Annotated in this window: 10 protein-coding genes; 7 read left to right on the forward strand and 3 right to left on the reverse strand. The window is 70.1% G+C overall.

Annotated features, from left to right (window positions below):
- The first annotated feature begins 12 nt into the window (after positions 1-12).
- Positions 13-1,158: a class I SAM-dependent methyltransferase gene (locus tag ACZ5AJ_RS00310; protein WP_464136130.1), complete on the forward strand. Its 1,146-nt coding sequence runs from the start codon at positions 13-15 to the stop codon at positions 1,156-1,158.
- Here the strand turns inward: ACZ5AJ_RS00310 and ACZ5AJ_RS00315 are convergent.
- Both ACZ5AJ_RS00315 and ACZ5AJ_RS00320 read right to left on the reverse strand, forming a co-directional pair.
- Complete coding sequence (locus ACZ5AJ_RS00315) at positions 1,122-2,381, reverse strand: hypothetical protein (protein ID WP_464136131.1); 1,260 nt, start codon at positions 2,379-2,381, stop codon at positions 1,122-1,124. The genes ACZ5AJ_RS00310 and ACZ5AJ_RS00315 overlap by 37 nt on opposite strands.
- A 531-nt stretch (positions 2,382-2,912) precedes the next feature.
- Positions 2,913-3,566 carry a DUF6318 family protein gene (locus ACZ5AJ_RS00320; protein WP_464136132.1) on the reverse strand — a complete coding sequence of 218 codons (654 nt, stop codon included), beginning with the start codon at positions 3,564-3,566 and terminating at the stop codon, positions 2,913-2,915.
- Between the two features lie 634 nt (positions 3,567-4,200).
- Here ACZ5AJ_RS00320 and ACZ5AJ_RS00325 point away from each other — a divergent pair.
- From ACZ5AJ_RS00325 to ACZ5AJ_RS00350, 6 genes are all read left to right on the forward strand, one after another.
- Positions 4,201-5,937, forward strand: a complete 1,737-nt coding sequence (locus tag ACZ5AJ_RS00325; RefSeq protein WP_464136133.1) for an ABC transporter ATP-binding protein — start codon at positions 4,201-4,203, stop codon at positions 5,935-5,937.
- 158 nt (positions 5,938-6,095) lie between these two features.
- Positions 6,096-8,174, forward strand: coding sequence for an ABC transporter ATP-binding protein (locus ACZ5AJ_RS00330; RefSeq protein ID WP_464138658.1), 2,079 nt, complete (start codon positions 6,096-6,098; stop codon positions 8,172-8,174).
- A gap of 103 nt (positions 8,175-8,277) precedes the next feature.
- Positions 8,278-9,507: an iron chelate uptake ABC transporter family permease subunit gene (locus tag ACZ5AJ_RS00335; protein WP_464136134.1), complete on the forward strand. Its 1,230-nt coding sequence runs from the start codon at positions 8,278-8,280 to the stop codon at positions 9,505-9,507.
- Between the two features lie 9 nt (positions 9,508-9,516).
- Entirely contained in the window at positions 9,517-10,449 is a 933-nt protein-coding gene (locus ACZ5AJ_RS00340; RefSeq protein WP_464136135.1) for an ABC transporter substrate-binding protein, read from the forward strand.
- Positions 10,446-11,471 (forward strand): amino acid ABC transporter permease, encoded by a 1,026-nt coding sequence (locus ACZ5AJ_RS00345; RefSeq protein WP_464136136.1) that lies wholly within the window; start codon positions 10,446-10,448, stop codon positions 11,469-11,471. The genes ACZ5AJ_RS00340 and ACZ5AJ_RS00345 overlap by 4 nt, the downstream gene beginning before the upstream one ends.
- Positions 11,471-12,316: an amino acid ABC transporter ATP-binding protein gene (locus ACZ5AJ_RS00350; RefSeq protein WP_464136137.1), complete on the forward strand. Its 846-nt coding sequence runs from the start codon at positions 11,471-11,473 to the stop codon at positions 12,314-12,316. The genes ACZ5AJ_RS00345 and ACZ5AJ_RS00350 overlap by 1 nt, the downstream gene beginning before the upstream one ends.
- A 259-nt stretch (positions 12,317-12,575) precedes the next feature.
- On the opposite strand, the gene ACZ5AJ_RS00355 is transcribed toward ACZ5AJ_RS00350, so the two are convergent.
- Positions 12,576-13,550 carry a type IV toxin-antitoxin system AbiEi family antitoxin domain-containing protein gene (locus ACZ5AJ_RS00355; RefSeq protein WP_464136138.1) on the reverse strand — a complete coding sequence of 325 codons (975 nt, stop codon included), beginning with the start codon at positions 13,548-13,550 and terminating at the stop codon, positions 12,576-12,578.
- Between the last annotated feature and the right edge of the window lie 238 nt (positions 13,551-13,788).

The raw sequence follows: 13,788 nt of genomic DNA on the forward strand, positions 1-13,788 counted from the left end.
AGGATCTGGATCGTGTCCAGCCCCCCATCAGACGGCCAGACGACAGGTGTCCCGACCGCGGGCAGCTCGACCGCGGGCAGCTCGACCGGTGGCGTCGAAGAGCGCGTCGTCCCGTCCGTCTCCCGCAGGTCGCAGCCTCGCTTCGCCAGCCGTGAGCGCCGCGACGAGCTCGCCGACGCCTTCGCGCAGACCGGTGCGGAGTATGACCGCCTGCGACCGGGATATCCCCTGGAGGCGATCCAGGCGATTGCTGCCTCGGCGGCCCCCGTGGCATCCGCGGCACCGGCGACCTCGGGACGGGCAACCTCGGGACGGGCGACTGCCGGAGCGTCAGCCCCCGTTCCCGTGGCGGTCGACCTCGGAGCCGGGACGGGGAAGCTGACCCTGGCTCTCGCAGAGAGAGGGATGGACGTCGTCGCCGTCGATCCGTCGGCCTCGATGCTGGAGACCCTCGAGAGAGCCATCACCTCGCAGCGGATCACGGAGAACGAGCCGCCCTCCGCTGGTCCGGCTGCAGATCGGGCAGCAGCTGATCGGGATGGTGCAGATCGGGATGGTGCTGATCGGGATGGTGCTGATCCGGATGGTGCAGATCGGGCAGCAGCTGATCGGGCTGGTCCAGACCTGGCCCATCCGGATGGCGACGAGCGGCGCGGGAGGATCAGGACGGTCAGGACGGTCGTCGGAACCGCGGAGGAGACGGGGCTGGAGGGCGCGTCGGCCGACGTCGTCGCGTCGGCCCAGGCGTGGCACTGGTTCGACACCGAGGCCGCGAGTCAGGAGGCGCGGCGCCTGCTCAAGCCCGGGGGAGTGCTCGCACTGGTGTGGAACACGATGGACGTGCAGGTGCCGTGGGTGCACCGCTACTCCCGGATCATGCATGCCGGCGACATCCAGAAGGACGACTTCGCGCCACCGGTCGCGGCCGGATTCGAGCTGGCGGAGCGGGTGGTCGTCCGCTGGGAGGACCCCATGCCGACGCAGGACCTGATCGATCTCGCTCGTACCCGCAGCTATGTCATCAAGGCGTCGGATGCGACCCGCGCCAAGGTGCTCGGCAACCTCGACTGGTACCTCCACGATCATCTCGGGCATGCGCCGGGCGACGTCGTCCCCCTGCCTTACCGCACCGACCTGTTCCTGTTCAGAGCGGGCTGACCTCGGGGAGCGCCGGCTTCACGGCAGGCTGCCCTCGGAGCGGGTCCGGATCCGGGCGGGCTGGTCCCGGGCGGGCTGGTCCCCGGGCGGGCTGGTCCCCGGGTGGGGTGGTCCCCGGGTGGGGGCTCGTGCTCTCGTGCCGTCGGCGCCGGCTTCCATCCCCGAGCGAGGAGGGCTCGGCGCACGAGGACGATCGCGGTCCGGCATCCGTTGCGAGTGTCGTCAGCGGAGAGTCGCAGCTGGTGGAAGCCGGCCTTCTCGACGCGCCGCTCCCGCTCGATATCCCGTTGGACCTGGTGCGGGGTCGAGTGCGTGCGACCGTCGTACTCTGCGCACAGACGCTGCTCGGGCCATTGGAAGTCGGGCTGGTGGAGGCGTCGACCGTCGGACCCGATCAGGTGGCGGTTCAGGAGCGGCTCCGGCAGACCGGCCGCGACGAAGGCGAGCCGCAGCTGCGTCTCCTTGGGGGAGTCCGACCCGATGCGTGCCCGGTCGAGCGCGGCGCGCAGCGTCGCCGCGTGCCGCCCGGTGCACTGGGCGGCGAGCTCCTCGCGGGTGCAGTAGGGGTCGGCGCGCTCATCCTCGAACTGGGGTCTCGGCCGACGCAGCAGGTGGTCCGCGATGATCACCAGCTGCTGCTCCGTGAGGATCGGAGCGAGGTCGCGCCATGTGCGGGACCTCGTGGCGAGGGTGATGCGGAGGGCCACCTCGGCCGCGTCGGGCGGGATCATCGCGCGGGCGTGCGCGGCATCGACGACGAGAGCCCTCCCGCCCCCGTCGGTCCCGCTCCCGCTCCCGCTGCCGCTCGCGAGCACGTGCAGGGGAGTGGGCAGCATGATCACCGGGGCGCGGAGGCGGTCCCGGTCGTCGAGGCGGAGCCGTGACCAGCGAATGTGCGGTCCGGATCGGGGATGTCCGTTTCCGCGGCTCATCTCGACGGGCATCGAGGGGCGCCAGGTCTGCCGTCGCGAGGGCAGCGGCATGCCGTGGAGTCTGGCGGCGGTGAATCCGATCGCGGTCGCATCGTCGTAGGTCCGGCAGAGGGCCGCGACGAGATCGACCTCGCGGAGCGTCGTCCCGGTCCTTCGGTGGAGCCCCTGTCCGAGGCGGACGACGTCGGAACGGAGCAGACGCGCATCGCTGATGCCGCGCGTGATCGCCTCGCGGCGCGTGAATGCGCGCCATGCGGGAGGGAACGGCAGCGGTTCGAGGACGGGGACCATCGCCATAGGGTGCGCCAGCAGAGACGAGAGCCCGTCCCGTCATCCACATTCCCGGGTCTCTCCACGGCCGACGGCGGCCGACGACCCATTGGGGAGGAGTACTCCGCGCGTCCCGAGACCGTCCCGCTGGACGCCCCCGTGAGCCTCCAACCGGGACATCCCCCAGGAGCAGTGTCCGTCCTCCCAGGAGCAGTGTCCGTCTACCACCGCTTGAACGGCTCTGAAGCGGCGGTAGACGGACACTGCTCGCGTGGGGAGCTTCCGATCGGGAGGAGCTGGGGCTCGATGCCCCTTCCTGCCCCGTCCCGCCCCGTCCCGCCCCGATTGCCCTGAGACTCGAGCCTCCCAGCGTGTTGGACCTCCCCAGAGGACAGGTCTCAGGAGGAGCAACGTCCGTCTACCGCCGCTCACGGCTCCTGCGAGCGGCGGTAGACGGACACTGCTCGGGGCGCGGTGGGTGCGGCGGGCGAGCCGGGCGCGGGGCGGATCGGGGCGGAACGGGGCGGGGCGCGAGGCGGGCTCGGGGTCGGGCTACTCTGCGCCGCCTGTGTCCGATGCGGTGGAGCCGTCCTCGCCGGAGTAGTCGGAGTCGAGCAGCGTCATGTCGCCGACCTTCCACTGGCTGCCGTTCCAGGCGACCGACGCTTCGATGGCTCCGTTGACCTCGTCGAGGGCGTACGGCGTGAGGGTCGGGTCGTCGACGAGAGTGCCTGCCTCCTCGGTGAACTCGACGGTGACCGTGCCCGAGGAGGGTGGCTCGCCGACCCCGGTGAAGCTCGTCGAATGGACGGTGAACTCGCCGTCGACGAGGTAGCCGCCCTGCTCGTTCAGCAGCTGCGCGTTGGAGATGAAGGTCTGGCAGACGGAGCAGTCGTCGTCGGACCCGGCCTCCCAGACCGAGGTGTCGCCCGTGGTCATCATGTAGGTGTAGGTCTCGAGCAGGTACGCGACGGCGGCCTCGGCGCCGGCATCGGTCTGCTCGGCCATCTCTTCCGGCGGATCGGCCAGGTCGATCGTCGGACGAGCCGGCTGATCAGCGGGATCGACCGTCTCGCGACCGTCGGACGACGCCGTCTGGGCCTCATCATCATTGCCGAGCACCTGCGCGATGCCGAGCGCGCCGAAGGGGATTACGAGCGCGGCCGCGACGATGGCGATAATGATCTGCTGGGTGCGTCTGCTCACGGGCCCAGGGTAGAGGGGGCGCCTGGACGGCGGTCGATGGGCGGTCGATGGGAGGCCGGGTGGAGATGGGAGGCCGGGTGGAGATGGGAGGCCGGGTGGAAGGGCCGACGGGCGGGTGCGGCGGAGCCTCGCGGTCCGCGAGAAGATGCTCCCTTCGTCGGATGCGCAGACTCTCGGGACACATGCAGACTTTTGGGGTTATCCTTCCGTGCCGGGTTCCACCGGTCCGATCGCGTCGTCCTCCGGTCCGTCCGTCGGCGTCGTCGGGCGCCGGAGAGACCCGACGATCCGCATCGACCAGCCCGATCGACAGGCCCTACCGGCCAGCTCGATCGGCAGGCCCTACCGGCCAGCTCGATCGGCAGGCCCTACCGGCCAGCTCGATCGGCAGGCCCTACCGGCCAGTCCGGTCGGCGGGCCCGACCGACGAGCGGGACCGATCGGGCCGACTCATCCGACGATTCGCTCCGCTGCGCCGGACCGGCCAGGGCTTCTCCGTCGTCTCCCGGGCGGGGATGACCCGCTGTCATCTGCATCCTGCTCGGATGCTGGTGGCCACGCCGCCCGCTTCCGCTCTCAACGTTCCGCTTCCGCCCTCAGCTCCATCCGCCCCTCCCTCGTCCGAAGGATCCTTGTGACTCTGCTGCGACTCCTGTCCGCCGCGGCCAGGCCGTACTGGGCCGCGATCGTCGTGGTCGTCGTGTTCCAGCTCGCCGGCGTGCTCGCCGCGCTGTACCTGCCCACGCTGAACGCCGCCATCATCGACGACGGCGTCGCCCAGGGCGACATCGACGAGATATGGCGGCTGGGCGCCTGGATGCTGGTGGTGTCGCTGGGCAACATCATCGCCGTCGTGATCGCCAACTATGCGGCGGCGCGCTTCGCGATGGGCATGGGCCGTGACCTGCGCAGCCGCGTGTTCGACCAGGTCGCCACGTACTCGGCGCGGGAGATGAACGAGATCGGCACCGCGTCGCTGATCACGCGCTCCACGAACGACGTCCAGCAGGTGCAGATGCTGGGGTTCTTCGGCATGCAGTTCCTGGTGCAGGCGCCGATCACGGGCATCGGCGGCATCGTGCTGGCTCTGCGCCAGGAGGCGGGGCTCGCGTGGCTGATCGCCGTGATGGTGCCGGTGATGCTGATGAGCGTCGGCGTGCTCATCGCGAAGGCGGCCCCGCAGTTCCGGGTCATGCAGGATCGCATCGACGCGATCAACCTGGTGCTGCGCGAGCAGATCACGGGCATCCGGGTGCTGCGCGCGTTCACCCGCGAGGACCATGAGCGCGCCCGATACGAGGTCGCCAACGAGCGTCTGACGGACACCAACCGCCGCGTCGGCCTGATCATGATCCTGATCAACCCGATCGTGATGCTCCTGCTGCAGGTCTCGAGCGTGCTCGTGCTGTGGTTCGCGGCGCCGATGGTCGATGACGGAAGCATGGAGGTCGGATCGATCACGGCCTTCATCGCCTACCTGATCCAGATCCTCATCGCGGTCATGATGGCCACGTTCATGACGATGATGATCCCGCGCGCGATGGTCTCGGCAGAGCGCATCGACGAGGTGCTGACGACGTCGACGTCGGTGGTCATCCCCGAGCACGGGGTCACCGAGGTCACGGGCCGCGGCGATCTGCGCTTCGAGGACGTCTCCTTCAGCTATCCGGGTGCCGAGACGCCCGTCCTGGACAGGGTCTCCTTCTCCGCCCGTGCAGGGCAGACGGTCGCCGTCATCGGCGGCACCGGTTCCGGCAAGACGACCCTGCTGAACCTGATCCCGCGGCTGATGGACGCGACCGGCGGGAAGGTCGTGCTCGACGGCGCCGACGTGCGCGAGATGGATCCACAGCTGCTGTGGGACCGGATCGGGCTGGTGCCCCAGAAGCCGTACCTGTTCTCGGGCACCGTCGCGTCGAACCTGCGGTTCGGCAGGCCGGAGGCGACCGATGAGGAGCTATGGCATGCGCTCACCGTCGCCCAGGGCCGAGACTTCGTGGCGTCGATGTCCGACGGCCTCGACTCGCCGATCGCCCAGGGAGGCACGAACGTCTCCGGCGGCCAGCGTCAGCGCCTGTGCATCGCCCGCGCGCTCGTCGCGCGACCGGAGATCTACCTGTTCGACGACTCCTTCAGCGCGCTGGACCTGACCACCGATGCGAGGCTGCGCGCCGCGCTCGCACCGGAGACGCGGGACGCCCTCGTGGTGATCGTCGCGCAGCGCGTCTCGACCATCACCTCGGCCGATCTGATCCTCGTGCTGGACCACGGCCGCGTCGTCGGCGCCGGCACCCACCAGGAGCTGCTCGAGACCAGCGAGACCTATCAGGAGATCGTCCGCTCGCAGGGCGCCGAGGAGGTGTCGGCATGAGCGACGACCGCAAGCTCAGCAGGGACGGCGGGCGCAGCAGGAAAGACGGGCGCAGCAGGATAGACGGGCGCAGCAGGGACGACGGCACGGACGACAGCAGGGGTGAGATGGCCGAGGGCATGACGGAGCCGACGCCGGACCGGGCGTCGAAGCCTGCGATGTCGGGCGACGAGGCCGGCGAGGCCGCGGAGATCGCCTCGCAGAAGGACGCCGAGCGCGGGCTCCGCCCGGGGCAGAGCGCGAAGACGTTCTGGCCCTCGGCGAAGCGGCTGGTCGGACAGATCGGCCCCGACAAGTGGTACGCGATCTTCGGCGTGCTCGTCGGGATCATCGGAGTGGCCCTGAGCGTCGTCGGCCCGAAGATCCTGGGGCGCGCGACCGACATCATCTTCTCGGGTCTGATCTCGAAGCAGCTGCCCGCGGGCGCCGATCCGCAGGACGTCATCGACGGCCTGCGCGCGCAGGGCGAGGACACCTTCGCCGACATGCTCTCGGGCATGGACTTCACCCCGGGCGAGGGCATCGACTTCACCGCCCTGCACGAGGTCCTGCTGATGGTCGTCGGCATCTACATCGTGGCGTCGTTCTTCCAGTGGCTCCAGGGGTATCTGCTCAACGTCATCATCTTCAAGATGGTCTACCGCCTGCGCCGGGAGGTCGAGGAGAAGCTGCACCGGCTGCCGCTGCGGTACTTCGATCGTCAGCGCCGCGGCGAGATCCTCTCGCGCGTCACCAACGACATCGACAACATCCAGAACACCCTGATCAACACGCTGACGGGCCTGGTCAACGCGATCCTCACGGTGCTCGGCGTCATCATCATGATGCTGACCCTGTCGTGGAAGCTGACGCTGATCGCGCTGGCCGTGATCCCGCTGGCTCTCGTGATCACCGGCGTCGTCGGCTCCCGGTCCCAGAAGCTGTTCCAGGCGCAGTGGGACGCGACAGGCAAGGTCAACGCCGAGGTCGAGGAGGCGTTCTCCGGTCATGAGCTGGTGAACGTCTTCGGCCGCCGCCAGGAGATCTCGCGCGGGTTCGAGAAGCGCAACGAGGAGATGTACAAGGCGTCCTTCGGCGCGCAGTTCGTGTCCTCGCTGATCATGCCGCTGATGATGTTCGCCGGGAACCTCTCGTACGTGGCGATCGCGATCGTGGGCGGCCTGCAGGTCGTCTCGGGGTCGATGACGCTGGGCTCCGTGCAGGCGTTCATCCAGTACTCGCGCCAGTTCACGCAGCCGCTCAGCCAGGTCGCCTCGATGGCCACGATGCTGCAGTCGGGCGTCGCGAGCGCCGAGCGCGTCTTCGAGCTGCTGGACGCCGAGGAGCAGGACCCGGAGACCGAGCGCGACGGCGCCGCCGACACCATCCGCAAGGGTCGCGTCGAGTTCGAGCACGTGCGCTTCTCCTACAGCCCGGAGCGCGAGCTCATCCGCGATCTCTCGCTGGTCGCCGATCCCGGCCACACGGTCGCGATCGTCGGGCCGACGGGCGCCGGCAAGACCACCCTCGTGAACCTCGTGATGCGCTTCTACGAGATCGACGGCGGACGCATCACCATCGACGGCGTCGACATCCGCGACCTCACCCGCACCCAGCTGCGCGCCCGCACCGGCATGGTGCTCCAGGACACCTGGCTGTTCAACGGGTCGATCATGGAGAACATCCGCTACGGGCGCCTCGACGCGACCGACGAGGAGGTCATCGAGGCGGCGAAGGCCACCCACGTCGACGACTTCGTCAGGCATCTGCCCGAGGGCTACGAGACCGTGCTGGACTCCGACGCCTCGAACGTGTCCGCTGGTGAGAAGCAGCTGCTGACCATCGCCCGCGCCTTCCTCGCCCGGCCCAGCCTGCTGATCCTCGACGAGGCGACCTCGAGCGTGGACACCCGCACCGAGGTGCTGGTCCAGAACGCGATGAACCGTCTGCGCGAGGGCCGCACCTCCTTCGTGATCGCCCACCGACTCTCCACGATCCGCGATGCAGATCTGATCCTGGTGATGGAGGCCGGGGACATCGTCGAGCAGGGCACCCACGACGAGCTCCTCGCGGCCGACGGCGCCTATGCCCGCCTGTACCGCTCGCAGTTCGAAGGGGCGGTCGCCGATCCCGACGACGATCAGGACGCCTCCGATCCCGCCGGTGCACCCGGCGCCCCCGGGGCCCATGGTGCTCCCGGGACCGGCGAGGAGGAGGTCTCGACCGCGACCGGCGGGATGATGATGCCCGGCGTGTGACGCCGCGCTCGGTCCCCGGCAGCATTCGGGGCTGACATGCCCGACCGAGGGCCGACGGCGCCCGACCGGGGCGAACGGCCCCGTGGGGCCAGGGGGAGGGGACATGCTGCGCAGCGTCCTGACGACGGCGGTGGCGAAAGCCGCGCTCGTCCTCATCGCCTTCTGGAGCGTCACCGTCGGGACCATGGCGCTGACCCCTGCGCAGGTGGTCGACGCGCTCCTCGGTCGCGGCGACGAGATGTCCTCGCTGGTCGTCCGCGAGCTGCGTCTGCCGCGCGTGCTGCTCGGCGCGCTGACCGGAGCCGCCGTCGGCGCCGCCGCCGGGGCGCTGCGCGTGCTCACGCCCGTGCGCCTGCCCGACGCCGGGCTGCTCGGCATCAGTCCGATCGCCGTGCTGCCGTGCCTGATCGCCGGAGCCGTCGGACTCGTCGGAGCGGTCTCCGGGAGATCCGCGCTCCTCGGCATCACGCTGCTGCTCGTCCTGGGCATCGGAGGCGCCGCGCTCGCCACCGCTGGGGTCCTCGCCGTCTCCCGCTGGTTCACCGGGGGCCACCCGATTCCCGGGGTTCCTGGGCTTCCTGGGCTTCCTGGGCGTCCTGGGCTTCCTGGGCGCTTCGCCGGGGCGGTGCTCGTGCTCGTCGGAGTCATCGCCCTCGCGATCGTGGGTGTGCTGTGGGCCCTCCTCGGCGGAGTGCGACCCGAGCTGACCGACATCACCCTGCCGTGGAACGGCCTCGGCATCCTCTCCGCAGCTCAGCGGCCCGTCGCCCTCGCGGCCTTCGCACCGATCGCGCTGGGAGTGCTGGCGTGCATCGTCGCCGCCGTCATCGCCCGGCTGACCTCCCCGTCGTCGGACCCCGCTGTCCCGTCGAACTTCGCTGTCCCGTCGGACCCCGCTGCCCCGTCGGCGCCCGACGCCGGATCGATGGCGCCGGCGACGGCTCCGCCGGCCGGCGCCGCCCGCCCGTCGGCCCCGCGACCGCATCTCGCGGCGGTGCTCGTGGGCGGGGCGGGCATCGCGCTGTGCGTCGGGACGGCGGCGGCCCTCGCCGGCGGGCTCGCCTTCGCCGGCCTGATCGCGATCGTGCTCGCGCGGGCGCTCGCGGGTCGGGGCCCCATCGGGCTGACGGTCGCGGCGGCTCCGCTCGGTGCGATCGTCGTGCTGCTGGCCGATGCCGCCGCCCGGATCGTGGTGTCTCCCGCGGAGGTCGGGGTCGGGTTCGTGCTGCTGATCGTCGGCGTCCCCGTCGCGATCGCCGTCGGAGCGGCGAGCCTCCTGCTGCACCGAGGACCTGCGCCACACCAAGTTGTCATCATGCGTAACAATGCATAACATTCCATGGTGACTGTCTTCCAGCCCCGTCGCCGCGCCCTGCTGCGCGGTGTGCCGCTCGTGCTCGGGTCCGCCGCGGCGGCCCCGCTGCTCGGAGCCTGCACGCATGCGTCCGAGCGGCTCGACGCCGAGAGCGAGTCGATCCCCGAGATCGACTTCTCCGGCATCGACCTGCAGGAGGATATCGCCGCCCTCGTCCCGCAGGAGATCCGCGACCGGGGAGAGCTCGTCAACGGCGCCGCCCTGAACTATGCGCCCGGCGAGTTCGTCGGCTCCGACGGCGAGGCCGTGGGCTTCGACATGGACGTGCTCGCCGGGATCGGCCGAGTGCTGGGGCTGTCCACCCGCACCGAGTCGGCGGTCTTCGCGCAGATCATCCCCTCGATCGGCTCGAAGTACGACGTCGGGATCTCCAGCTTCACCATCAACGACGAGCGCCTCGAGCAGGTGTCGATGGTGTCCTACTTCTCCGCCGGCATGTCCTATGCGGTGCGCATCGGCAACCCCTACGACATCGCCCCGCCGGACCTGTGCGGCACCTCCGTCGCCCACCAGGTCGGCACCTACATGGACGACGTCGTCGTCGAGCGCGATCAGGAATGCCGGGACGCGGGCGGCAGCGGCATCGTCGACCAGCCCTACACCGGCAACGCCGACGCCGCGACCGCCGTCGCCGGAGGCAAGGCCGATGTGCTCATCGGCGACTCCCCGGTCGTGGCCTATGCGGTGGCGAACTCGCGGGGCACCCTGGAGCAGGTCGGCGAGATCGAGGATGCCGCCCTCAACGGCATCGTCGTCGCCAAGGACCAGCCCGAGCTGGCGGAGGCGATCCGTCGGGCGGTGCAGCACCTCATCGACACCGGCGCCATGGCCGAGATCCTCGGCGCCTGGGGAAACGAGAACGGCATGATCGAGACCTCGGAAGTGGACCCGAAGCAGTGAACGCACAGACCCCCGCCCCCGCCTCCGGGCCCAGCGCCGACCGGATCCCGGATCGGATCCGCGCCAAGTCCAGCCCCCGGCCCGGAACCTGGATCAGCGCCGTCATCGTCGTCCTGCTGGTGCTGGGCCTGATCAACTTCCTCGTCTCCAACGAGGTCTTCGACTGGGGCACCGTCGCCACCTACATCCTCGATGTGAAGGTCGTCCAGGGCGTCGGCTGGACGCTGCTGATCACCGTGCTGTCCATGGTGCTCGGCACCGTCATCGCCCTCACCGCCGCCATCGCCCGACGCAGCGAGAACCCCGTCCTGCGGGGCGTGAGCTGGGCATACATCTTCGTCTTCCGCGGCACCCCGGTGTACACCCAGCTGGTTTTCTGGGGTCTGTTCACCGTGATCGTCCCGAAGATCGCCATCGGCGTGCCCTTCGGCCCCGAGCTGTTCGCCCTCGAGACCCGCGACTACTTCCCCGCCTTCTGGGCCGCCGTCGTGGGCCTCGGACTGAACGAGGGCGCCTACCTCGCCGAGATCATCCGCTCCGGACTGAACTCCGTGGACAAGGGGCAGACCGAAGCCTCCAAGGCCCTCGGCATGAGCAACGGCCGGATCCTGCGGCGCATCATCATCCCGCAGGCCATGCGCGTCATCGTCCCGCCGCTCGGCAACGAGACCATCGGCATGCTCAAGACCACCTCACTGGTCCTCGCCGTGCCCTTCACCCTCGACCTGACCTTCGCCTCCAACGCGATCGCCAACAAGCTCTATGCCCCGATCCCGCTGCTGATCGTCGCCGCCTTCTGGTACCTGGCGATCACGAGCGTGCTCATGGTCGGCCAGCACTATCTCGAGAGGTACTTCGGCCGCGGCTTCGACGATCGTCCGACGGGCGGGCGCGGCACCGGACCGGGAGGCGGGCGCGGCCGACGCGGCACGCCCGGGACGACGAGCCGACGCTCCCGCCAGGCCGCCGTGAACCGCGCCGGCACGACCCCCAAGGACTCCCTCCCGGAGGTGGAGCTGTGATGACGACCGACGATCCCCGCGCCACGGCTGCGAAGGATGCGGCGACCGGCACCCCGGCGACCGGCACCTCGGCGGCTGTCCCACGCATCGGGATCCAGGGGGTGCACAAGGCCTTCGGCGACCTCCATGTCCTCAAGGGGTGCGACCTCGAGGTCGCCGACGGGGAGGTCTGCGTGCTGATCGGCCCCTCCGGCTCCGGCAAGTCGACCCTCCTGCGCTGCGTCAACCAGCTCGAGGAGCCGACCGCCGGACGCGTCCGTGTCGACGGCATCACGCAGGGGTATCAGGAGGAGCCCCTGCCCGACGGCCGCTGGCAGCGCCTCTCGCCGAAGCAGATCGCCGCCCAGCGCGCCCGCATCGGCATGGTCTTCCAGCGCTTCCACCTCTTCCCGCACATGACCGCGCTCCAGAACATCATGGAGGCACCGCAGCAGGTCCTCGGGCGTTCCGCGCGCGAAGCCGAGGCATCGGCTCGCGAGCTCCTCGAGCGCGTGGGACTCGCCGATCGCGCTGACCACTACCCCTCGGAGCTGTCCGGCGGTCAGCAGCAGCGCGTCGCGATCGCCCGGGCCCTCGCCATGGAGCCCGAGCTGATGCTCTTCGACGAGCCCACCTCTGCACTGGACCCGGAGCTGGTCGCCGAGGTGCTCGCTGTGCTGAAGGAGCTCGCTGAGGGCGGGATGACCATGGTCGTGGTCACCCACGAGATGGGCTTCGCCCGTGAGGTCGCCGACCGCGTCGTCTTCATGGACGACGGCCGCATCGTCGAGCAGGGCACTCCCGAGCAGGTCATCGACCATCCTCGGTCCGAGCGCCTGAAGGCCTTCCTCGCCTCGGTGCTCTGACTCGGGCTGGGGATCGGCGGCTCTCGGCCAGGGACTCTCGGGGCTGCTGCTGAGAATGGGACCCGTGCGTGACCTCAACGGCTCTCAGGCGTTGAGGTCACGCATGAGTCCCTTTCTCAGCAGGCTCCCCTGCAACCTGGCCTGCCGCGGCCCGGTCCAGGCCTGCCGCGGAGCGCTCGAGCTCAGGCTGCCTCGGTCAGACCAGGCCTGAGGCATCGGGGACAGCGGTGAGCGCGGTGCTGTGAGTTCTGGCCAGCGCTCATGCCGGCAGCAGCCCCGATACCCTCGCCCTTCCGAAGGCGCCGACCTTCTCGATCGAGGACAGCACCAGCTGCTGGGTCGACTCCCACCGGCGCCAGACCTGGTCATAGCTGAGTCGGAGCACCTGCAGGCCGTGGGAGACGCTCCTCAGGTCGCGGTTGCGATCCTTGTCGAAGACTCCGTCGGACTCATGGGTCGAACGACCGTCGACCTCGATGAACAGACCTCCCACATAGAGGTCGACGAAGCCGATGTCCTCGACGAACACCTGCTGCTCCACGTGGAACCCGCGCCTCCGGAGCCAGCGGGCCACCCGAGTCTCCGACCCGGACTCGCTCGCCGTCGACAGCTGCCCGATGCCCGATCGGACCGACGCCGGCGCCGCCTGCAGCATCGCGTCCACCTCGAGGGATGAGAGGAACCCGAGGTTCATGGCCGACTCGAGGAGGATCGCGCCGGTCTCTCCGCTCTGGCATCGCATCGCGTGCTCGAGGGCGAGCGGCACCGAGGCGACGGCGTCGGGTTCTGTCCAGCTCCGGGCGAAGCGGTGGCGGACATCCAGGCCTCGAGGCGCGACGCCATGCTGTCCCCGCCGGCGGCCGTAGACGTGGAGCCTGCCGGTGGGCTCGTTGGTGCGGTCTGGGGAGTGCGGGGAGGAGTCGCCGTAGGGCGTCCAGAGACCGTGGAGCGCTGTCGCACTGATGCACGTCAGCCGGTGGCCGGTGGTCAGAGCGCGAGCGACCTGCTGGTTCGCAGCAGGCCCCGCGTACCAGCCCGGTGCGATGCGCGTCAGGGTTCCGCTGCGGAGCCGGGCTCTGATCCGAGCGTCGGTGATGCCGCGCGCGAGGAGCTCTGACCTGTTCGCGATGTCCAGCTGCTCCGCGGTGAGGTGAGAGCTTCGTGCGGGGAGGCGAGATGGCCTCCGCCATGGGACGGCGGAGGCAGGGATGACCAGGCTGCTGGGACCATGCATGGCGACAGCGTCGACGGTCCGTGCGAGCCTGTCACCGACGGCGCCGGAGATGTGGACTCGGCCCCGATGGGGAGGAGTGTTGACGTTGACGTTGACCTTGTCGCGGCCTGGACGCCGCTGCCTCTGCCAGGGTGCCGCTGCCTGGCTGCCGCTGCCAGGGTGCCGGTGCCGCTGCCAGGGTGCCGCCGTCGGGGCGCCGCTGCTGCCGTAGCAGTCGCTGATGGGTGGGGCTGCTGCT

It is taken from the genome of Brachybacterium zhongshanense (genome assembly GCF_055385755.1).